At 69.2% G+C, this 20590-nt stretch carries 24 protein-coding genes; 10 read left to right on the top strand and 14 right to left on the bottom strand.

The genetic code is table 11. The annotated features are described in order from the left end of the window. Positions 1-3: 3 nt before the first annotated feature. Both QLQ86_RS17725 and trmB read right to left on the bottom strand, forming a co-directional pair. A complete protein-coding gene (locus QLQ86_RS17725) occupies positions 4-336 on the bottom strand; it encodes a DMT family transporter (RefSeq protein WP_407650118.1) in 333 nt (110 codons plus the stop codon). After that, positions 333-1049, bottom strand: coding sequence for a tRNA (guanine(46)-N(7))-methyltransferase TrmB (trmB, locus tag QLQ86_RS17730; RefSeq protein WP_282817835.1), 717 nt, complete (start codon positions 1047-1049; stop codon positions 333-335). The genes QLQ86_RS17725 and trmB overlap by 4 nt, the downstream gene beginning before the upstream one ends. Before the next feature lie 193 nt (positions 1050-1242). On the opposite strand from trmB, the gene QLQ86_RS17735 reads away from it, so the two are divergent. The 3 genes from QLQ86_RS17735 to QLQ86_RS17745 all read left to right on the top strand — a co-directional run bounded on the left by QLQ86_RS17735 (position 1243) and on the right by QLQ86_RS17745 (position 3927). Continuing rightward, positions 1243-3132: a beta-ketoacyl synthase gene (locus QLQ86_RS17735; RefSeq protein ID WP_282817961.1), complete on the top strand. Its 1890-nt coding sequence runs from the start codon at positions 1243-1245 to the stop codon at positions 3130-3132. Further along, positions 3132-3611 carry a pantetheine-phosphate adenylyltransferase gene (gene coaD, locus QLQ86_RS17740; RefSeq protein ID WP_282734375.1) on the top strand — a complete coding sequence of 160 codons (480 nt, stop codon included), beginning with the start codon at positions 3132-3134 and terminating at the stop codon, positions 3609-3611. Before QLQ86_RS17735 ends, coaD begins: the two co-directional genes overlap by 1 nt. A gap of 67 nt (positions 3612-3678) precedes the next feature. Continuing rightward, positions 3679-3927, top strand: a complete 249-nt coding sequence (locus QLQ86_RS17745; RefSeq protein ID WP_282734376.1) for a YfhL family 4Fe-4S dicluster ferredoxin — start codon at positions 3679-3681, stop codon at positions 3925-3927. A gap of 139 nt (positions 3928-4066) precedes the next feature. On the opposite strand, the gene QLQ86_RS17750 is transcribed toward QLQ86_RS17745, so the two are convergent. Next, entirely contained in the window at positions 4067-4390 is a 324-nt protein-coding gene (locus QLQ86_RS17750; protein WP_282817836.1) for a hypothetical protein, read from the bottom strand. A 187-nt stretch (positions 4391-4577) separates the two neighbouring features. Between QLQ86_RS17750 and QLQ86_RS17755 the strand changes: the two genes are divergently transcribed. The 4 genes from QLQ86_RS17755 to QLQ86_RS17770 all read left to right on the top strand — a co-directional run bounded on the left by QLQ86_RS17755 (position 4578) and on the right by QLQ86_RS17770 (position 8640). After that, positions 4578-5189 (top strand): porin family protein, encoded by a 612-nt coding sequence (locus QLQ86_RS17755; protein ID WP_282817837.1) that lies wholly within the window; start codon positions 4578-4580, stop codon positions 5187-5189. Between the two features lie 101 nt (positions 5190-5290). Continuing rightward, the gene (locus tag QLQ86_RS17760; RefSeq protein WP_282817838.1) at positions 5291-6664 is read left to right on the top strand and encodes an MATE family efflux transporter; all 1374 of its coding nucleotides are present in this window, start codon (positions 5291-5293) and stop codon (positions 6662-6664) included. A gap of 71 nt (positions 6665-6735) precedes the next feature. Further along, complete coding sequence (locus tag QLQ86_RS17765; RefSeq protein WP_282734379.1) at positions 6736-8046, top strand: short-chain fatty acid transporter; 1311 nt, start codon at positions 6736-6738, stop codon at positions 8044-8046. 84 nt (positions 8047-8130) lie between these two features. Next, a complete protein-coding gene (locus tag QLQ86_RS17770; protein WP_282734380.1) occupies positions 8131-8640 on the top strand; it encodes an acyl-CoA thioesterase in 510 nt (169 codons plus the stop codon). A 13-nt stretch (positions 8641-8653) separates the two neighbouring features. Here QLQ86_RS17770 and QLQ86_RS17775 read toward each other — a convergent pair whose 3' ends face one another. The 4 genes from QLQ86_RS17775 to QLQ86_RS17790 all read right to left on the bottom strand — a co-directional run bounded on the left by QLQ86_RS17775 (position 8654) and on the right by QLQ86_RS17790 (position 10302). Then, positions 8654-8986, bottom strand: coding sequence for an I78 family peptidase inhibitor (locus QLQ86_RS17775; RefSeq protein ID WP_282817839.1), 333 nt, complete (start codon positions 8984-8986; stop codon positions 8654-8656). 115 nt (positions 8987-9101) lie between these two features. Next, complete coding sequence (locus QLQ86_RS17780) at positions 9102-9233, bottom strand: entericidin A/B family lipoprotein (protein ID WP_282817840.1); 132 nt, start codon at positions 9231-9233, stop codon at positions 9102-9104. 102 nt (positions 9234-9335) lie between these two features. After that, a complete protein-coding gene (locus tag QLQ86_RS17785) occupies positions 9336-9467 on the bottom strand; it encodes an entericidin A/B family lipoprotein (protein ID WP_282817841.1) in 132 nt (43 codons plus the stop codon). Between the two features lie 88 nt (positions 9468-9555). Next, positions 9556-10302 carry a sulfite exporter TauE/SafE family protein gene (locus tag QLQ86_RS17790; protein ID WP_282817842.1) on the bottom strand — a complete coding sequence of 249 codons (747 nt, stop codon included), beginning with the start codon at positions 10300-10302 and terminating at the stop codon, positions 9556-9558. A gap of 138 nt (positions 10303-10440) precedes the next feature. On the opposite strand from QLQ86_RS17790, the gene QLQ86_RS17795 reads away from it, so the two are divergent. Then, on the top strand, positions 10441-10875 hold the full coding sequence (locus QLQ86_RS17795; RefSeq protein WP_282734385.1) for an HIT domain-containing protein: 435 nt from the start codon (positions 10441-10443) through the stop codon (positions 10873-10875). Here the strand turns inward: QLQ86_RS17795 and QLQ86_RS17800 are convergent. Genes QLQ86_RS17800 through QLQ86_RS17815 form a run of 4 tightly spaced genes read right to left on the bottom strand, consistent with a single transcriptional unit; the run spans position 10872 to position 13467 of the window. After that, complete coding sequence (locus tag QLQ86_RS17800) at positions 10872-11888, bottom strand: nickel/cobalt transporter (RefSeq protein ID WP_282734386.1); 1017 nt, start codon at positions 11886-11888, stop codon at positions 10872-10874. The genes QLQ86_RS17795 and QLQ86_RS17800 overlap by 4 nt on opposite strands. Then, positions 11879-12550 (bottom strand): DUF1007 family protein, encoded by a 672-nt coding sequence (locus QLQ86_RS17805; RefSeq protein ID WP_282734387.1) that lies wholly within the window; start codon positions 12548-12550, stop codon positions 11879-11881. The genes QLQ86_RS17800 and QLQ86_RS17805 overlap by 10 nt, the downstream gene beginning before the upstream one ends. A 27-nt stretch (positions 12551-12577) precedes the next feature. Continuing rightward, positions 12578-12934: an outer membrane protein assembly factor BamD gene (locus tag QLQ86_RS17810; protein ID WP_282734388.1), complete on the bottom strand. Its 357-nt coding sequence runs from the start codon at positions 12932-12934 to the stop codon at positions 12578-12580. Next, positions 12931-13467 carry a hypothetical protein gene (locus tag QLQ86_RS17815; protein WP_282734389.1) on the bottom strand — a complete coding sequence of 179 codons (537 nt, stop codon included), beginning with the start codon at positions 13465-13467 and terminating at the stop codon, positions 12931-12933. Before QLQ86_RS17815 ends, QLQ86_RS17810 begins: the two co-directional genes overlap by 4 nt. A 127-nt stretch (positions 13468-13594) precedes the next feature. Between QLQ86_RS17815 and QLQ86_RS17820 the strand changes: the two genes are divergently transcribed. Together QLQ86_RS17820 and QLQ86_RS17825 are read left to right on the top strand one after the other, a co-directional pair. Continuing rightward, positions 13595-14740: a glycerate kinase gene (locus QLQ86_RS17820; RefSeq protein ID WP_282817843.1), complete on the top strand. Its 1146-nt coding sequence runs from the start codon at positions 13595-13597 to the stop codon at positions 14738-14740. A 119-nt stretch (positions 14741-14859) separates the two neighbouring features. After that, the gene (locus QLQ86_RS17825; protein WP_282817844.1) at positions 14860-15333 is read left to right on the top strand and encodes a Dps family protein; all 474 of its coding nucleotides are present in this window, start codon (positions 14860-14862) and stop codon (positions 15331-15333) included. Between the two features lie 84 nt (positions 15334-15417). Here the strand turns inward: QLQ86_RS17825 and rmuC are convergent, their stop codons facing one another. The 3 genes from rmuC to QLQ86_RS17840 are packed head-to-tail and all read right to left on the bottom strand — an operon-like array spanning position 15418 to position 20571. Beyond that, positions 15418-16833 carry a DNA recombination protein RmuC gene (rmuC, locus tag QLQ86_RS17830; RefSeq protein WP_282817845.1) on the bottom strand — a complete coding sequence of 472 codons (1416 nt, stop codon included), beginning with the start codon at positions 16831-16833 and terminating at the stop codon, positions 15418-15420. 58 nt (positions 16834-16891) lie between these two features. Continuing rightward, the gene (locus QLQ86_RS17835; protein ID WP_282817846.1) at positions 16892-18355 is read right to left on the bottom strand and encodes an aminoacyl-histidine dipeptidase; all 1464 of its coding nucleotides are present in this window, start codon (positions 18353-18355) and stop codon (positions 16892-16894) included. 32 nt (positions 18356-18387) lie between these two features. Then, complete coding sequence (locus tag QLQ86_RS17840; protein WP_282817847.1) at positions 18388-20571, bottom strand: tRNA(Met) cytidine acetyltransferase TmcA; 2184 nt, start codon at positions 20569-20571, stop codon at positions 18388-18390. Positions 20572-20590 lie beyond the last annotated feature (19 nt).

The raw sequence follows: 20590 nt of genomic DNA on the forward strand, positions 1-20590 counted from the left end.
AGCTTAATGGGATGAGACGGAAGAGAACACCTGGATCACCACCACGCCGCCAACGATCATGGCGAGGCCCAGCAATGCCGGGAGGTCCGGCTTCTCGCCATAGACCAGGATGCCCACCAGGGTCACCAGCACGATGCCGAGCCCCGCCCAGAAGGCGTAGGCGATGCCCACGGGCATGGTGCGCAGCACCAGGGCGAGCAGGTAGAAGGCCAGCCCATAGCCGACCACCACCGTGACGCTGGGCCACAGCCGTGTGAAGCCCTCCGAGGCCTTCAGCGCACTGGTGGCGATCACCTCGGCGACGATCGCCAGGGCCAGGAACAGGAACGCCATCATCCTTCTTCCCCGGCGGCCGGCAGCGCGCCCCCGGGCACCAGCCCGGGAGCGTGGGGCAACTCGACCACCAGCCGCCAGAGCGCCTGTCCGCTGCCATGGTACTTCTGCTCGAAGGGCGTCAGGCAGGCCTCGCCCGGCACGAAGGGTGCCGCCTCGGCTGCCACTTCGGTGGCCTGGGTCACCGCCAGGGCGAACTCCTCCACGTAGAGCCGCCAGTTGGAGCGAAGCTCCAGCCGGCCGCCCAGGGCCAGGATCACCGGCAGCACCGGATGCCCTTGCCAGCGCATCTTCAGGTGGGCGGCCTTGGGGTAGGGGTTGGGATAGAGCAGGTAGTGACGCACCGGCCGCCATCCCTCGGCCAGGGCCAGCCGCCAGAAATCCACCAGGTCGGCACGCACCAGCAGGGCATTGTCCGGCAGCCGGCCATGGTCCCGGGACAGGCGGTCGGCGCTGCGGTCGACGCCAATCACCGCGGCGGCCGGATACTTCTCGGCCAGCCGGCGCGTCGAGAGTCCCACGCCGCATCCCGCATCCAGGATCAATGACGCTCCATCGCGGCGCTCGAGCCAGTCGCGGGCCCGGGCAAAGGCCTCGCGGGTGTGCTCGGCGAATGGCTTGCGCAGGGGATGCGCCAGGGCCCGCGCCACGCGGCGGGCCAGGTCCTCGTGGGGGCCGGTCTGGCGGCTGACGATGGATCGCGAACGGGCAGTCATATGTCAGCGGGCTCGGCGTAAACGGAAAGGGGAAGCATTCTACCAGCCGCAAGCCCCCCGCGCAGGGGGCGCCGGCATGACGCCGCCACGGGCCGGGTGCTATGATCCATGGCCTGACAGCGACTAAATGCAGCCACGATATCAACCGCACAACGAGGAACCCGGCTTGCCACACTTACCGGTGATCGTCGGCATGGGCGGCGTGAATCCCGCCGGCCGAACCTCGGGCCACCAGGCGTTTCGCCGCACCGTGCTCGACGCCCTGTCCGACGACGACCAGGCCAGCACCCTGCTGGGCCTGGCGGCGATGATGCGCCTGGCCGACTGCCAGGCGGATGGCGCCTGGCATGACGCCGAGGGCCGGCCGCTGGACGCCGCCGGGATCGTCGAGCAGACCCGCCAGCAGGTGCTCGACCACACCCTGATCCGGCGCATCGAGGATCCCCGCTTCAACGAGGAGGGCCTGCCGGCCAACCGCAAGGCGAGCCTGGCGCTGGACACTCCGCTGACCTTCCGCATCCGTCGCCGGCAGTTGCCCGACGACCTGCCCCCCACCTGGCAGGTCAAGGAACTGGACCGTCAGAGCCTCGAGGTCACCGTCCCGGCCGGCACCATGGAAGTGATGTTGCCCGAGACGCGCCCGGCCCAGGTGCGCGCCGCCGGCCAGCTGCCCTCGGGGTTCGAGCCCAGCCGACTCTACCGCAGCGTGCACCACCCCCGCGGGCTCTCCATGACCGTCTTCGCCGCCAGCGACTGTCTGGGCGACAGCGGACTCGAGTGGGATGGGCTGCGCGACCGCCTGGACCCCGACGAGGTTGCCGTCTATGCCGGCAACTCCATCGGTCAGCTCGACGACGAGGGCTGGGGCGGCCTGCTCAAGAGCTTCGTCTCCGGCAAGCGCGCCACCTCCAAGCAGATGCCGCTGGGCTACGGCCAGATGCCCGCCGACTTCATCAATGCCTATGTACTGGGCAGCGTCGGCGGCACCGGGGCGGCCCTGGGCGCCTGCGCCAGCTTCCTCTACAACCTGCGCCTGGGGGTGGACGACATCCGTGCCGGGCGGCGCCGGGTCGTGCTGGTGGGCACCGCCGATGCCCCGATCACGCCCGAGGTCATCGAGGGCTTCCGCACCATGGGCGCACTCGCCGATGATGACGGCCTCAAGGCCCTGGATGCCCTGGAGCTGCTCACCGACGCCGATTATCAGCGTGCCTGCCGTCCCTTCGCCCGCAACTGCGGCTTCACCATGGGCGAGTCCAGCCAGTTCATCATGCTGATGGACGACGCCCTGGCCCTGGAGACCGGTGCCGAGGTCCTCGGCAGCGTGCCGGGCGTGTTCGTCAATGCCGACGGCTGGAAGCGCTCGATCTCCGCCCCCGGCATCGGCAACTATATTTCCCTGGCCAAGGGGGCCGCGCTGGTGCGCGACATGCTCGGCGAGAAGGCCCTGCGCGAGCGCACCTTCCTCCATGCTCATGGCACCAGCACGCCCAAGAACCGTATCACCGAGTCCCACGTCTTCGACCAGGTGGCCCGCGCCCACGGCATCACGGCATGGCCGGTGGTGGCGGTGAAGGCCTTCGTCGGCCACTCCCAGGGCAGTGCCGCCGGCGACCAGCTGACCAGCGCCCTGGGCAGCTTCGCTCACGGGCTGCTGCCGGGCATCTTCACCCTGGATGCGGTAGCCGACGACGTCCATGCCGAACGTCTGAAGCTGTTCCGCGACCCACTGCCCTTCGTCGCGGATGCCGCCTTCATCAACGCCAAGGGCTTCGGTGGCAACAATGCCACCGGCGTGGTGCTCTCTCCTGCGGTGACCGAGCGACTGATGGCCCAGCGCCACGGCGAGACCGCCATGGCCGCCTGGCAGATGCGCCGCGAGGCCACCCGGGAGGTCGCTGCGGCCTTTCATCGGGCCGCCGACCGAGGCCATTTCGAGGTCCGCTATCGCTTCGGCGAGGGCGTGCTGGAGGGACCCGAGCTCGACGTCGGCCGGGACGCCATCCGCATTCCCGGCTATGCCCAGGAGGTATCGCTGGCCGTGGACAACCCCTTCGGACGACTCGACGAGGGAGAAGCGTGATGAACACCGCCATCTATCCGGGCACCTTCGACCCCATCACCAACGGCCACCTCGACCTGATCGAACGCGCCGCCCGGCTGTTTGACAAGGTGGTAGTGGCCATCGCCACCAGCCCCGGCAAGGGGCCTGCCCTGGACCTCGATACCCGCATCGCCCTGGCCCAGGAGGTGGTGGCCGGCCTCGACAACGTCGAGGTGGTCGGCTTCTCGGGGCTGATGACCGAATTCATGAAGCAGCAGAAGGCACGAGTGCTGCTGCGCGGCCTGAGGGCGGTGTCGGACTTCGAGTACGAGCTGCAGCTGGCCAACATGAACCGCGCCCAGATGCCGGAGCTGGAGACGGTCTTCCTGACCCCGGAGGTGGAGAACTCCTACATCTCCTCGACGCTGGTGCGCGAGATCGCCCGGCTCGGCGGCGATGTCTCCAAGCACGTGCATCCCAGGGTCGCCGAGACGCTGAAGAGCCATTACAATACCTGACCAGGAAACTCGGGATTACCCACTTCCCGGGACCGCTTGCTGGCCAGCGACATCCGTGAGGTACCCCATGGCCCTGATGATCACCGATGAGTGCATCAACTGCGACGTCTGCGAACCCGAATGCCCCAACGGCGCCATCTCGCCGGGGGAAGAGATCTATGTCATCGACCCCGGCCTGTGCACCGAGTGCGTCGGCCACTACGACGAGCCCCAGTGCCAACAGGTCTGCCCGGTGGATTGCATTCCGCTGGACCCGGAGCACAAGGAGAGCCGTGAGGCGCTGATGGAGAAGTACCACCTCATCACCGCGGCCTGACCCCGTTCGACGCCAGCACAACCGACGGCGCCCCGCTCGATGAGCGGGGCGCCGTTGTCTGGAGCAGCAAAAACTCAGCCCCTTTTGCCCGGTTATCCTGTCAAGAACGCAGAGGGACTGGCCGTCGCCTGCAGCCGGCCTACATCTCGTCGGCGCGCCTGCTCACCTTGCACCCCAGGCAGCGCCGGAAGGCCGCCTCGGCCGGGGTCTTGATCAGGGTCTCCGCCGCCCCGTCCACGTTCCCCCCCAGGGCGGTGAACGGCAGCGACACCAGGAAGATCGCCGTACCGCCCACCGTGGCCGCCGCCAGCAGCGGCCGGGCGACGACCGCATCGGCAATCATCGCCCCGCCGCTGGGCTGGGCCTCCATGCGCTCTCCCTGTGCCACGGCCGGCAGGCTGCCCAGCAGCATCACCAGCGCCAGCATGGCAAACATCGTGCTCTTGCCCAGTCGCTTCATCATCCTCGCTCCCTACCCTGTCGCCTGGATTGTCGCCCTGCCGGCCGCCGCCGGACCATGGCATTCATTCGAATTAGCACCTAGAATCTTCAAAGTTACATCCTTTCACAGGATCTTACATCAGGGTAGCCGGCTTTCGCCGCATGCCCAACCCCGCGGGCCCCGCCCGCCCCATGCAAAGGAGCGCATGATGAAACGCCTGATCGCCACCGCCGCCCTGGCCGGCCTGGTCGCCTCGCCCGCCTTCGCCCAGAGCTATCAGTACAACCCTGCCGAGGGGCCCTACCTGGGTGCCGGGATCGGTCATGCTTCATTGGACAATGAGGGACTGAGCTGGCTTGATCGCAACGGATTCAACACCGATGACAGCGATACCGGTTACAAGCTATTTGCCGGTTACCAGTTCAACCCCAACTTTGCTGTAGAAGCTAGCTATGTAGACCTTGGAGATTTCTCAGCCAGTGGCGCTGAGGGGAGCGATAGCGTCAATCTGGAGCTAGGTATCGATGGCTTCACAGCAGCTCTGGTCGGCAAGCTACCGATCCAAAATGGTTTCAGTGTCCATGGCAAGCTGGGGATGATCGCTTGGGATGCCGACATCGATGGGAATGCGACGGTCGATGGCACCTACTATCGTGAAACTGCCGGCGAAGACGGCACCGATCCCTTCTATGGCATCGGCGCCGAATATGAGATCGACCAGGTCATGATGCGTGCCGAGTACGAGCGCTACGACATCAGCGACAGCGGCGAGGATTTCGAGGTCGACCTCTTCTCCGCCAGCCTGGGCTACCGCTTCTAGCCCCTGACACACGCCCTCGACGGCCCCGCCCATCGGCGGGGCCGTTGCGTTCCGGGCCGGGACACGCCACCCTGCCCCGTTTCACCGCCAAGGACCCCGCCGTGACGTCGCCCACGACCACTGCCCGCGCGGGCACGCGACAGCGCATCCTCTCGCTGGCCTGGCCGATCATCCTCTCCAACATCACCGTGCCGCTGCTCGGGCTGGTGGATACTGCCGTGGTCGGCCACCTGCCCGACTCGCGCTATCTCGCCGGGGTGACCCTGGGCGCGACGCTGTTCAGCTTCCTCTACTGGGGTTTCGGCTTCCTGCGCATGGGCACCACCGGCCTCACCTCCCAGGCGGTGGGCCGCGAGGCGGACGGTGAGGTGCGCAACCTGCTCGGCCAGTCGCTACTGCTCGCCCTGGTGATCGGTATGTGGCTGATCCTCGCCGGTGGCCCATTGGTGACCCTCGGACTGTGGCTGCTCGACGGCAGCGAGGTGGCCACGGCGCTGGCCGCGGAGTACGCCCGCATCCGCCTGCTCTCCGCCCCGGCGGTGCTGGCCAACTACGCCATCCTCGGCTGGTTCCTCGGCCAGCAGAACTCACGGGTAACGCTGGCCATCCTGGTGCTGACCAACGGCGTCAACATCGCCCTCGACCTGCTGTTTGTGGTGGGGCTGGGGATGACCAGCGACGGCGTGGCCTGGGCCACGGTGCTCGCCGACTACACGGCACTGGCCTTCGGCCTCTGGCTGGTCTCGCGCCAGCTCAAGCTGCTGGAAGGGCGCTTCCTGCGCGAACGACTGCTGCGCCTGGCCGCCTATGGCGAACTCTTCCGGGTCAACGCCAACCTCTTCGTGCGCACCCTGGGCCTGCTGTTCGCCATGGCCTTCTTCACCTCCCGCGGCGCCGCCCAGGGCGATACGGTGCTGGCGGCCAATGCCGTACTGCTGCAGTTCATCATGCTGACCAGCTACGCGCTGGACGGCTTCGCCCATGCCGCCGAGGCGCTGGCCGGCCGTGCCGTGGGCCGCCGGCGCTTCGACGAGTTCGGCCAGGTCGTCCGCAGTGCCGCGCGCTTCTCGCTGGTCACAGCGGGGCTGGCCGCGCTGGCCTTCGCCCTGGGGGGCGAGTGGCTGATCGCGCTGCTCACCGGCCTGCCGGAGGTGCGGTCCACCGCCGGCGACTATCTGCCCTGGATGGTCGTCATGCCGCTGGTGGCGGTGTGGAGCTACCTGCTGGACGGCGTCTTCATCGGGGCCACGGCGATCCGCGAGATGCGCAACAGCATCTATGCAGGACTCGCCGTCTACCTGCCACTCTGGTGGCTGACCACGCCCCTGGGCAACCACGGCCTGTGGCTGGCCTTCCTGGCCTTTGCCGTGGTGCGCTCGGGCGTGCTGGCGGCCTACTATCGGCACCACCGCCGCTCCCGCTGGCGCCACCACGCCGCGGCCGACGGCGTTGAAGGAGTCTCCCGCGCCGGGTAGCGCAACCCTCTGAGGTTGCGCTACTTTCTGTCAGACACGCGACAATTCGACCACAGAAGAAGGGAACCCTCATGCTCAAGGCCCTATCGAGACCAGCCGTCAAGCTGGTCGAACGCTACCTGCCCGACCCCTATATCTTCGTCCTGCTGCTGACGATCATCGCCGCCGCCGCGGCCATCGCAGTGGAACGCCAGACCCCGCTGGCGGTGATGCGTTTCTGGGGCGACGGCTTCTGGGGCCTGCTGACCTTCTCGATGCAGATGCTGCTGGTGCTCGTCACCGGCTACATGCTGGCCAGCTCCCCGCCCGTCAAGCGCCTGCTGCAGAAGCTCGCCGGTCTGGCGAAGAATGCCGGCAGCGCCATCATCCTGGTCACCCTGGTGTCGCTGGTCGCCAGCTGGATCAACTGGGGCTTCGGCCTGGTGGTAGGGGCGCTGTTCGCCAAGGAACTGGCCCGCCTGGTGCGCGTCGACTACCGCCTGCTGGTGGCCAGCGCCTACTCCGGCTTCATCGTCTGGCACGGCGGCCTGGCCGGCTCGATCCCGCTGACCATCGCCACCGACGACCATTTCACCGCCGAGCAGATCGGCGTGATCGGTACCGGCGATACCATCTTCTCGCTGTTCAACCTGGCCATCGTGGCCTGCCTGTTCATCGCCGTACCGCTGGTCAACCGGCTGATGCTCCCCGACGAGAAGGAGAGCGTCTATATCGACCCCAAGCTGCTGGGTGACGACGAGGAAAGGCGCGTGCGCATCACCCGTCCCGCCGAGCGCCTGGAGAACAGCACGACCCTGGCCTGGCTGGTGGGCATCCCCGGGGTGCTGTTCCTGCTCGACCACTTCATCTTCCGCGACGGCGGCCTGAACCTCAACGTGGTCAACTTCCTGTTCCTGTCGCTGGCCATCGTGCTGCACCGCACGCCCCGTAGCCTGCTCGAGAGCCTCCAGGAGGCGATCAAGGGCGGTGCCGGCATCGTCATCCAGTTCCCCTTCTATGCCGGCATCATGGCGATCATGGTGCAGTCGGGGCTGGCCGAGAGCATGTCGGAGACACTCATCTCCTTTGCCACCGAGACCACCCTGCCCTTCTGGTCCTTCATCAGCGCCGGTATCGTCAATATCTTCGTGCCCTCAGGTGGCGGCCAGTGGGCCGTGCAGGCGCCGGTGATGCTGCCCGCCGCCCAGGCCCTGGGCGTGGACATTCCCCGGGTGGCCATGGCCGTGGCCTGGGGGGACGCCTGGACCAACCTGCTGCAGCCCTTCTGGGCCCTGCCGGTGCTCGGCATCGCCGGCCTCAAGGCCAAGGACATCATGGGCTTCTGCCTGATCCAGCTGTTCATCACCGGTATCATCATCGCGGTGGGCCTGACCTGGTTCTGATCCCCGGGCCTGACTGCCCCGCATCAAACGCCTTGCTCCCCTCGCGGGGGCAAGGCGTTATGCTGTAGGAAACCTCAAGGGAGCATGACGATGGACGACCAACCGCTGAACGGGCAGCACGAGCTCTCGATGACCGTGCTGATGACACCGGACATGGCCAACTTCAGTGGCAAGGTGCATGGCGGCGCCATCCTCAAGAAGCTCGACGAGGTGGCCTATGCCTGTGCCAGCCGCTATGCCGGCCACTACGTGGTGACGCTGTCCGTCGACCAGGTGCTGTTCAAGCAGCCGATCCATGTCGGCGAGCTGGTCACCTTCCTGGCCTGCGTCAACCATGTCGGCAGTTCTTCCATGGAGATCGGCATCAAGGTGGTGGCCGAGGACATCCGCAAGAAGGTGATCCGCCACACCAACAGCTGCTACCTGACCATGGTGGCCGTGGACGACACCGGCAAGCCGGCACGGGTCCCGCCTTTGAAGCTGGCGACCCGGCTCCAGAAGCTGCGTTTCGAGAAGGCGGCCCTGCGCAAGAAGTTGCGAAAGCAGGCCGAGGAGGAAGAGCGTCGCACCCAGGCCGAGCACGGCGACCCCTGAGAAGAAGCGTGCGTCAGCCGCAATTCAGGGCGGTGATCCGGTCCCGGTCGTCCAGGCGAACATTGAGGCGCTCGGCCCGGTAATCGAGGGTATGGGCCTCGCCGGGGCGCATCACGCGCAGCGTGTCGGTACCGCTCTCTTCACGAAGGGACGCACCCAGCGCCTCATCGAAGTGGCGCCCCACCCGGTCCTGGACGCGGCCGGCACCACAGGCATCCTCGACCTCGGTGACGCGAGGAGGCTCGGGTGCCGGCGCGCGGGGAACCGGGGGATCGTTCGTGGCACTGCAGGCGGTCATCAGCGACAGGCCAGCGGCGGCCAGCCAGGGTTTCCAGGCGAGCAACATGCGGGAGTTCCAGCTAGTGAACGGGGATCTTGTCGAAAAATGAATCAAGACGGGCACGCCGAAGGGCGTGCCCGTGTCAACCTAGGCAGGCTTGCTATGCCGGATGAGCGGGAGCTCAGCTGGCGGCATCCTGCACGGCCTCGCCACCCTGCTCGACGTCCTGACCGGCGCCTTCCATGGTATTACACCCGGCGAGCAGGCCGGCGGTCATCAGCAGCATGAAGCCCATGGCGATCACTTTCTTCATGGCATGTCCTCCTTAACGGGTTCAGGGATCCATTCCTTGCCGTGAAGCAATGGCAATTTCAGCCTAGCAGCCCACTCGCCAACCTGCTTCGGGAAAGCAACGTCAGGAGCTGGAGCGCTGGATCGCCTCGCCGCCCTCCTCGATGTCCTCGCCGGCCCCGCGCATGGTATTGCAGCCGCTGAGCAGGGAAAGGGTGAAAAGTGAGACCAGTATCAGCGATATCATTCGTTTCATGATGGCGTCCTCGTTGCCGTTCCCGATGTGGAACACAAGGGGTGTCCCTTTAAATCTAGCAGATACGGCGAAAGTGCCCAGTGGGCTCTCACCCCAGCAGCAGCCGCAGGATGATCGCGATGATCACCGCGATGGTCAGCCACTTGACGACGAAGGCGCCACGCGGGCTCATGTTGACTTTCACCGCCAACCAGGCCCCCAGCATGCTGCCGGCCGCCAGCACCAGGCCGTAGCCCCAGCGCACCTGATCGTTGGCCAGGAAGATGGCCAGAGCCGGCAAGGTGTAGACCAGTATGATCAGCACCTTGAAGACGTTCACCTGGGCCAGGTCGATCTTCAGCATACGGTAGAGCACCACGATAAACAGGATGCCGACACCAACCTGGATAAAGCCGCCATAGAGGCCGATGGCGAACATGGCCAGATAGACCGCCGGCGTGAGGCGCTCCGGTGTCAGGGTCCGGGTCTCCAGGCGCGGCTGGGGCAGCAGCATCAACACCGCCGAGCACGCCATCACCGTGATCAGGATCGCCTCGAAGAGCCCATCCCCGGTGTGCAGGGCGAGCCAGGCACCGAGCACCGAGCCGACCACTGCCGGCACCGAGAGCCGCAACGAGAGGCCCAGGTAGCGTGCACCGGCACGGAAGAAGCTGGTCACCGCGGAGATGCTCTGCAGCGCGATCGAGACCCGGTTGGTGCCGTTGGCCGCCTGAGGCGGCAACCCCAGGAACATCAGCAGTGGCAGGGTAAGCATCGAGCCCCCGGCGGAGAGCACGTTGATGAACCCGGCCAGGGTCCCGATGGCCAGCAGGGCAAGCGCCTCGAGCAGCGTCATGACAGCGTCCGTTTTTTGCGGGTCGGAGAAAGGCCGTCCAGCATACCGGGGCAGCCCTGTAGGGGGAATCTGCCCCGATATCGGGTAGTTGTGCCATGATGACGGACAGGGACAGCCGACGCGAAAGGAGCCCCCGTGATGTCGGATTTCGAACCCGATCCCCGTCTGGTGGATGACAGCTATCCCGTCACCGAACTGCCGCTGTGCCAGCTGCGGCTGATGGACGATGCCCGCTTCCCCTGGCTGGTGCTGATACCGCGCCGCCTCGAGGTCAGCGAGGTGTTCCAGCTCGATGCCCCGGCTCAGCAGCAGCTATGGCGGGAAGCCAGCGCGGTCGGCAGGGCCATGCTCGATGCCCTCGGTGGCGACAAGCTCAACATCGCCAGCCTCGGCAATGTCGTCGCCCAGCTGCATGTGCACGTCATCGTGCGGCGTCGCGAGGATGCCGCCTGGCCGGCGCCGGTCTGGGGCCATGGTCAGGCCGAGGGCTATGACCTTGACCGGCTGGCCGACATGCGTGCCCGCATCCTGGCCGAGGTGGAAGGGCTGGACCTGGCATCGCACGAAGGTTAACCGCCGAAGGGATGGGGCGCAGTATCCGGCTGCGCCGTCGCACCGCGCGACGGGGGCTCGCCCAGCAGCAGCGCGCTGGCCGGCTGGCCGACGCCGGTCACGGTCAGCGACACCCCCAGGACCATGATGGCCAGCCCGCCCGCCAGGGCGGCCCAGCCCAGCAGCCTGCCGATGCGGTGGTCCGTGCTCCGGGCCGCCAGCCGCTGCTCTGCCCAGCCTCGAGCGAACACGCTTGCCAGCGCCAGGGACGAGACGGTGAGGGCGGTACCCAGCGACATCACCAGTACCGCCGTCACCCCGACCATGAAATTGCCGAGCAGGGTCGCCGCCCCCAGCAGTAGAACGGCCCCGCTGCAGGGGCGTATGCCGATGGCGACCACCGTGGCCAGGGCCGTGCGCCAATCCCCGGCCCGCTGCGGATCCACATGGTGGTGCCCCCCGCAACAGTCGTGACCCGGGTGATGTTGATGCCCGTCATGGACATAGCCATCGCCGGATGCCACCACCGGGCGGCGCAGTTGGCGGATGGCACGCAGGCAGAGCCAGGCGCCGAGCAGCGCCACCATGATGAAGCTCGCCTGCTCGACCCAGGCCACACTGCCCATGGCCTGGCGGGTCAACCAGTCCAGGCCATGCACCAGCACTACCACCAGGGCGATGGCCACCAGTCCCTGCAGCAGGGAGGCGGCACAGGAGAGCGCCAGCGCTCGCCGCCGTGCCCCGCCCTGGGAGACCAGATACGTGGTCAACACCGCCTTGCCATGGCCGGGGCCGGCGGCATGGAAGACGCCATAGCCGAAGCTGATGCCGAGCAGGGTCGTCCAGGTCGCCGGCGAGGGTGTGCCGGAAATCCCCGTGATGGCCATGGTCAGCGCGCGATGGAAGTCGCGCTGCCAGGTCACCAGCTGCAGGGTGATGGCATTCAGGCCGCCCTGCATGACGAACTGGAGGAGGGCCGCAACCACCAGCAGGGCCACCAGTACCACGGTCAGGTGCCTCACCGTCAATGGCATACCACCTCCCCGGTCTCGGCGAAGTGACGCCCCAGCCCCGACTCGGCGGTGTCATCGACATCCAGCATGGCGGCCTCCATGACTCGCTCGGGATCGGGCTCTGCCGCCAGGATGCGCGTCTCGCAATCGAGCTTGCCGCTCACCACCAGGGCATCGTCAAGCGGCGTATCACCCTCCGCTTCGTGCACCACCTCGATATAGTAGGAGGGGTCGAACACCCGGTAACGCAGTGGCCCTCCCGTCAGGTCCAGCGGTTCAGCCAGCGGCAGCAGGAAGACGAATTCGATGCGCCCCTCCCGTGCGAGCACCGTGTACTCCTCGACCTCGCCGAAACCTGGCCTGTCGTCGCCCCATTGCAGCTCGGTGAAATAGTCCTGCGGCGACAGGGTATTCCGCATCTCGCCGCCCAACTGATCCAGAGCGGCCTCGACCCCACCGTCCCCCTGCTCACGTTCGAGCTCCTCGAGCAGCACCAGGCTGTAGAAGGGGTCCAGGCGCCATGACTGCTGCAGCGCTTCCAGCCGGCCTTCATCGTCGAGCACCAGGCGCATGCGCAGGTCAATCCAGCCGTGGGGGTGCGCCGTGGCCGTAAGCGGCAGAAGAAGGCCGGCGGCGAGGCAGAGCACGCCGATCACGCGAGGGAAGAGTACGTAAGGAATCATCGTAGGCCTTGTCATCATTCGAGCAGGTCAGGGCAACAGCCCCAGCCGCGACTGCAGGTCGGTCAGCAGCGGGTCCAGGACGGTGGGCGGCAGGGGCCGACCACCGCGGGTAGCGATGAAGCTGACGCGGCTGCCGTCCCCCTGGCCGGCCACGCGCAGCGACACGCCGTATCCCGGCATCCGGCCCAGCACCGCCTCCAGGCGACCCAGGTCGGCGTCGGCATGATGGATCACGTAGCCGCGTTCCATCAGCAGGTCCATGGCCTCGCGCAGGGTGGTCTCGGGCGTCGCCGCCAGGTAAATCTCGCGGGGCTCAGGCGGAGCCGGCGTGGCACAGCCGGCCAGCCAGGCGACCAGCAGGATGACGAGGGGGGCACGCATCATGGGGCCTCCTGTGCCGGTACGGCCTCGATGGCAGCACGCAGATCGCGGCAGAAGGCGGCATCGCTGGCGCTGCGTGACTCGCGCAGCTCACCTCGCCAGTCGAAGATGCGGATATCCCGGGACACCTGCACCTGCTGCGCCCCCACCACCACCGAGACCCGCTCGATTCGAGTCGCCTCGTCGGTCGCCGATCCGATGCCGCTACCGATGCCGATCATCACGCCGGAGGCGACATGGCCACCACTGCCGCCCAGCACGAAGCCGCCGAATCGGGGCAGGCGCTCGACGCCATGGTCGTGATAGATGGTGTTCCGGGCGCGTTCGGCACTGACCAGTCCCAGCGAGGCATCGGTGTGCCGCACCAGGAAGCCCTCCGTCTCCAGGGCCGTGACGGCCCTGGCCAGGCTGTCACCGGGCCCGGCGGGCCAGCGGCACTCGGCGGCCGGGGCAGGCTCGGCCACGGGCAGGGTCGTCGGCGTCACCTGGCAGCCGGCCAGCACCGCCGGCAGCAGCATTAACAACCATGCACGCATCGGATGATCTCCGCGAAGGGTAAAAAGCAGTCTACGCCGGAAGCCGACAGGGATGAAGCGCCCCGGGGTTCTGTCCCGCGCCGGCTGGCGCTAAGCTGGAAACCCCTTCCACACGACGAGAGCGGACATGAAGATCCTCATCTGCCCGGACAGCTTCAAGGATGCCCTGCCCGCCGCCGACGCCGCGCGCGCCATCGCCGTCGGGGCGCGACGTGCCGGTGGCGACATCGAGGCCCTGGAATGCCCGCTGGCCGATGGTGGAGAGGGCAGCCTGAATGCCCTGCTGGCTGCCACCGGGGCCGAGCGGCGCTCGGCTGACGTCCACGACGCCCTGGGACGCCCTGCCCGGGCCGACTGGGGCTGGCACGCCGGGAGCCGCACCGCCTACGTGGAACTGGCCGAGGCCAGTGGCCTGCAGGCGCTGGCGCCCGACGAGCGCACCGCCCTGCACAGCACCACCCTCGGTGTCGGCGAGCTGATCCGCGAGGCGCTGGATGCCGGTGCCGAACGCCTGCTGCTCACGCTCGGCGGCAGTGCCACCAATGACGGCGGGGCGGGGATGCTGGCCGCCCTGGGGGCGCGACTGCGTGACGCCGAGGGCCGCGACCTGGCACCGGGCGGCGCCGCCCTGGCCGACCTGGCCGAGCTCGACCTCGAGGGCCTCGACCCGCGCCTGGCCGGCCTGCGGGTCGAGACCGCGGTGGACGTGGACAACCCGCTGCTGGGGGAGCGCGGCGCCAGTGCGGTCTTCGGCCCCCAGAAGGGCGCCACGCCGGAGGAGGTGGCGCGCCTCGATGCCGCCCTGGCCCGCCTCGCCGACGTCACTGCTGCGACCCTGGCCCAGGATCACCGTGACCTGCCCGGGGCCGGCGCCGCGGGGGGCATGGGCTTTGCCGCCCGGGCCTTCCTCGGCGCCGAGCTGCGCCCCGGCATCGAGCTGGTGATGGCGCAGGCCGGTATCGAGGCCCTGCTGGCGAACGCCGACCTGGTGATCACCGGCGAAGGCCAGCTCGACGGCCAGAGCCTGGCCGGCAAGACACCGGTCGGGGTGGCACGGTTGGCCCATCGTCACGGGGTGCCGGTGGTGGTGCTGGCCGGGCGCCTGGCCCCGGGCTGGCAGGCCGCCTTCGACGAGGGGGTCACCGCGGCCTTCGCCCTGGCCGATGGCCCCATGGTGCTTGACGAGGCCCTCGCGCGCAGCGCCGAGCTGCTGGCCGATCGCACCGAGGGCCTGGTGCGTCTCTGGGTCGCACTGGCCGGCCGTCGGCCTTGAAGAGCGCGGCCGACACCCGCATAACATGGGCATCGGCTATGGTGGCCATGGCGACAATCGACTTATCCACCGCCGGCGGACGTCTTACCCTACCTGCATCGCGATCAAGGAGGCATTGCATGAGCGACACCAACACCATCGGCCTGCACGAGGCCAGCGCCAGCCAGCTGGCCGAGAAGCTCAACGAGCTGCTGGCCAACTACCAGATCTTCTACATGAACGTGCGCGGCTACCACTGGAACGTGAAGGGCCGCCAGTTCTTCCAGCTCCACGAGAAGTTCGAGGAGTTCTACACCGACCTGCTAACCAAGGTCGACGAGGTCGCCGAGCGCATCCTCACCCTGGGCCACCAGCCGGTGCACGCTTACAGCGACTACGTGAAGCTCGCCAGGATCCAGGAGGACAAGAATGTCCATGACGGCGAGGCCTGCGTGCGCGGCGTGCTCCAGGGCTACCAGACCCTGATCGAGCTCCAGCGCGAGTTGCTCTCCCTAGCCTCGGATGCCGACGACGAGGGCACCGCCGCCCAGGCCGGCGACTACATCCGCGAGCAGGAGAAGACCGTGTGGATGCTGGGCGCCTACCTCGACTGATCACTGGCTCCGCAGGACCACCGCACACGACGCCGCCCTTCGGGGCGGCGTCGTCGTTGCCGATCCGGTCGATGGGGGAGAGGCTCAGGCGCGCCCCGTCGCCTCGTCGTCCGGCTCGCCGTCTCCCCCGGCGGCGCGCACCAGCTCCGTCGGCAACGGCTTCTTCATGCGCACCCCCAGGCGCTGCAGCTCGGTGGCCTGGGCCACCAGACTGCCCTGCCCGCTGGAGAGCCGCCCCATGGCCCGGCGATGGCTGTCGCCCGCCCGTTCCAGGTGACGGCCGACCTCCTCGAGGCTCTCGACGAAGCCGGAGAACTTGGCCAGCAGCTTCTCGGCCCGGTCGCCGATCAGGCGCGCGTTCTCGTTCTGGCGCTCCAGGCTCCACAGGCCGGCCACGGTGCGCAGGCTGGCCAGCAGGGTGGTCGGGGTGACCACCACCACCTGGCGGTCGAAGGCCTCCTGGAAGAGCGTGGGATCGCGCTCGAAGGCGGCGGCGAAGGCCGGCTCCACCGGCACGAAGAGGAACACGAAGTCCGGCGAGTTGAGCCCCGGCAGCGCGGGGTAGTCCTTGCCCGATAGCCCGGCGACATGGCCGCGCAGCGACTGCAGGTGGGCCTTCATGGCCGCCTCGCGCTCGGGCTCGTCCTCTGCATTGACCACGCGGGTCCAGGCCACCAGCGACACCTTGGCGTCGACGATCAGATGGCGGTCGTCGGGCAGGTAGATCACCGCATCGGGGCGCTGGCGACCCTGGTCGCCCTGCAGCGAGACCTCTCGGCGGTACTCGATGTCCCGACGCAGGCCGCTGCGCTCCAGTACGGTCTCGAGCATCAGCTCGCCCCAATGGCCCTGTGCCTTCTGGTCGCCCTTGAGGGCCCGGGCGAGGCCCGCGGCCTCGTCGCCAAGGCGTGCATTGAGCCCGGCAAGCTGTTCCAGCTGGGCCTTGAGGGAGCCGCTGTCGCGGCTCTGCTGGCCATGCAGTTCCTCGACCCGACGGCGGAACTGGTCGACCTGCTCGCGGAAGGGCCGCAGCAGGGCCTCCAGGCTGTCGCGACTCTGCACCGAGAAGGCCTGCTGGCGCTCCTCGAAGATGCGCCCGGCGAGCTGGCGGAACTCCTCCTTGAGCCGCTCCCGGGCCTCCTCCAGCAGGTCCAGCTGCTCGCGATGACGCAGCGCCATCTGCTCGCGCTCGACCTCCAGCCGGGCGGCATGCTCGCGCCGCTCGGCCAGCCGGTCGCGCGTCGCGGCCAGCTCGGCCTCCAGGGCGGCCAGGCGCTCGCGGCTGCCATCCAGCTGCGCATCGCTCTGGGCCAGCTCCTGCTCCAGCCGCCGCACGGTGGCCTCGCCCTCGGCGCCCTCCTGCTCCCGGACGAGGAGGCGTGCCTCGACGGCGACCAGCCGCTTGCGCCAGGACAGTCCCGCCCAGGCCATCGCCACCAGCAGCCCGGCCAGCCCCAAGGCCAGCCAGGCCGGTACGACCTCCTGCAGCAGTTCATTCATCTCGGTCACTCCTGAGCCTTGCACCATGGTGTCGACCGCGATTGCCGAGGAGCAGCCCCTAGCCCCTGGCCAGGTCCTCGATCAGGGCGCGCAGCAGTTCCCAGAACTCCGCCACGGAAGTAAGCTCCACCCGCTCGTCGGGGGAGTGGGCACCGCGGATCAGCGGGCCGAAGGAGATCATGTCCAGCTGCGGATACTTGCCGCCGAGGATGCCGCACTCGAGGCCGGCGTGGATCACCTTGACCTCGGGGTCACTGCCCAGCCGCTCACGGTGCAGGCGACAGAAGCGCGCGAGCAGCGGGCTATCCGGGTTCGGCGTCCAGCCCGGGTAGGCGTTCTCGACCCGGGTGCGGGCGCCGATCAGCTCGAACAGCGCCCGGAAGCGGTCGGCGAGGTCCTCGGTGGCACTGTCGCGCAGCGAACGCACCAGGGCGCAGAGGTGGAAGCGCCCGCCCTCCAGGCTGACCACGCCCAGGTTGTTGGAGGTCTCCACCACCCCCGGCACCGCGACGCTCATGCGTTCGACGCCGCAGGGGGCCACGTGCAGGGCACGGACCAGCAGCTGGCTGGCGTGCTCCGTCAGCGCCTCGGTAGGCCGGACCTCCAGTGGCGACAGCGTCAGAGTAAGCCCCTCGTCGACCCCGGCCAGCTCGGCGCGCAGCTCCTCCTGCAGCACGGCCACTCGCTCACTGGCAGAGGCCTGCTCATCGCCGGGCAGGACCAGGGTGGCGAAGGCCTCCCGCGGCAGGGCATTGCGCAGCGTGCCGCCATGGTAGTCGACCAGCCGCGCACCGAAGGGCTCGAGGGCACGCAGCACCCGCACCAGCAGCCGGTTGGCGTTGCCGCGTCCCTTGTGGATGTCGATGCCGGAGTGCCCCCCCGAGAGCCCGGTCAGCGACAGCCGCAGCGCCACCTCGTGGTCGACCAGCGGCGCGGTGGGCAGCTGGGCCTCGACGATGACGTCGGCGCCGCCGGCGCAACCGATGTAGACCTGGCCACGGTCCTCGGAGTCGAGGTTGAGCAGCAGGCGTCCCTCGAGCCAACCCTCGGCCAGGTTGAGGGCCCCGCCCATGGAGGACTCCTCCTCCAGGGTGAAGAGCGCCTCCAGCGGGCCGTGTACCAGGGTCTCGTCCTCGAGGATCGCCTGCGCCGCCGCCACCCCCAGGCCGTTGTCCGCGCCCAGGGTCGTATCGCACGCGCGCAGCCAGCCATCCTCGCCCACCCGGGTCTCGATGGGATCCCGGGTGAAGTCGTGGGGATGGTCGGCATTGGCCTGGGCCACCATGTCCAGGTGACCCTGCAGGATCACCCCCGGGGCCGACTCGAAGCCCGGCGTGGCGGCCTTGCGGATGCGCAGGTTGCCGAAGGCGTCGCGGTCATGGGCCAGGCCCAGCGTGTCGGCCCAGCGCTCCAGGATCACCACCAGCGCGGCCTCGTGGCCGGAGGGACGCGGCGTGTTGCACAGGGTGCGGAAGTGATGCCACAGGGGCCGGGGGGAGAGCTGCTCGAGATGTGCGTTCATGACGGTTCTGTCTCGCGGTTGACCCGGGCACTCTACCGGCCGGCCTCGCCGGGGGAAAGCCCGCGGTCGCCGTCATGGAGCCGTGCCACGACCTCGCGCAGCCGGGCCTGCACGCCTCGCTTGCCCGACACCCCCAGCCGCGCTGCCAGCCAGGCCACCTCGCGTCCCTGGAAGGCCCAAGCGGCGAGCAGGGCCAGCGTCTCGTCCTGGCGGCCCGCCAGGCGTGTCGCATGGCACCTTACCAGGGCCTGGATCGCCGGACGGGCCAGGGCGGGCTCGCGATGACCGAAGGCGACGTCATCGAGGTCGCGGTGGTCCTCGTCGCCCAGGGGGGCGGCAGGCGCCTCGCCGAGCAGGGACATCACCACCGCCGGCTCCAGCTCGGCCAGCTCGAAGGCCAGCAGCCCCGGCAGCTGGCGATGGAAGCGCGCCTGGAGGCGCTCGGCGAGTCGCACCCCCGTCGGGCCGGTGGGGCGCACCACCATCAGCGCGTGCTCGCCGGTGGCCGTCTCCCGGGTCAGCCCCAGGCGCACCGCCCGGAAGCCCGCCGCCCGCCAGAAGGCCTGCAGCCCCGCCTCGGCGCCGAAACTCGCCCCCAGCAGGTCGATCCCGTCGTCACGGGCCCGCATGACCTCGGCCTCGACCAGTTGGCGCCCCGTCCCGTGACGGCGCCGCTCGGCCGGGACGGCGATGCGCAGTATTCGCCGCAGGCGGGCCGTCAGCGCCTCGCGCTCCCCGGCATGGGCGGCCAGCGACTGGGCAAGCAGGTGGCCACGCGGTCGTCGCTCGCCCCGTGCCACCTGCTCGGCGAGCCCGGCCGGAAAGCCCCCCTCGTCGCCGCTCACTACGACCCCCTGCAGGGCTGATTCGGCCTCGAGGACGGTGAGGGCGACCCCCGGGCCATCCAGCAGCCGGCGCAGGTCGGCGGGCGTGGTGCGGTAGTGGGCTTGTACCAGCAGGCCGAAGAGCGCCCGCAGCCGCGGCTCGTCGCGGGCCAGGGCAGCACGGTCCAGGCGCCGCAGAGTCGCGATGTCCCCGGCGTCCGGGCACGCTGCCGGCTCGGCATCCAGCAGCAACAGGCGCGAGGTCAGCGCCTCCAGGGGGTCGCCCTCGGCCCAGCGGATCGGCTCGGCCAGGTGGCACGCCCGCCAGTCGGGCGTCTGGCGCTCGAGCCGTTCCCGGAAGCGCAGCGCGAAGCCACGCCCCGACCCCTCGTAGCCGTGCACCGTGGTGGCGAAGGCGATGCGCGGGAAGGCGGCGAGCCAGCGTCCCAACAGCGGCGCGGGAATCGCCGCCGCCTCGTCGACCAGCAGCAGCCGGCCGGGGCCACCGACCTCGCCCTGCTCGGCCAGCCGGTCCAGCGCGTCGGGGGGCAGGAAAGCGACCCGGCCGTGGCCCGCCTCGAAGGCGTTGCCGTGCCGCTGTCCCTCGGGACAGAGGACCACCAGGCGCTCGAAGAGCCCGGCCACGGCCGACGGGCGCGGCGCCGTGACCAGGATCTCCACCTCCCCCGCCGCCAGCAGCCGCGCGCAGGCGATGCCCAGGGCCGCCGTCTTGCCGCGACCGCGGTCGGCGGTCAGTACCAGTGGTCGACGGCGACGCAGCCGGGTGAGCCGTGCCACCGCTTCCGCCTGGTCGCGGGTCAGGCAGTCCGCGTCCGCGTCAGGCGACGACGCCGCTGCCGGCGGTGCCTCGGGCAGAGAGGGTCGCTGCGGCGCCTCCCCCGCCGTCCAGTGGATCACTCGCGCGTCGGCGCGCAGCAGCCGAGCAAGCCGGGCCAGGTAACGGGCGCTGAGCTGCTCAGCGCGCCAGGGGTACTCGGCCAGGCGGCTATAGTCCGCATCGGGGCGTGCCCCCCAGTCGGGCGGGGTCATCAGCACTAGCAGGCCACCGGCGCGCAGGGTGCCGGCCAGCGCGCCGAAGGCCTCGGGGTCGAAGCCGCTCTCGGCCGAGACGGCGTCCATCACCACCAGGTCCTGCTCGCCCCCCAGTCGTGTGCGGGCCTTGGCCGCCGGCAGCCAGCACGAGGCCTCGATGCCGTCCACCGGCTCGGCGGCGACCCACAGCGGCGACGACCAGTCGCCCTGCTGCCACAACGCCAGGGCCTCCCGGCGGCAGGCATCGGCGGCGCCGGTCAGCCAGACCAGGCCGCGCCAGCGCTGCCGGTCCAGCCGGCGTCGGGTCTCCTGCAGGGGGGCGAGATGGTCGCGGATCATACGGGGCTCCACCTGCGGC

The sequence above is a fragment of the Halomonas rhizosphaerae genome (assembly GCF_030012485.1).
GTDB lineage: Bacteria > Pseudomonadota > Gammaproteobacteria > Pseudomonadales > Halomonadaceae > Halomonas > Halomonas rhizosphaerae.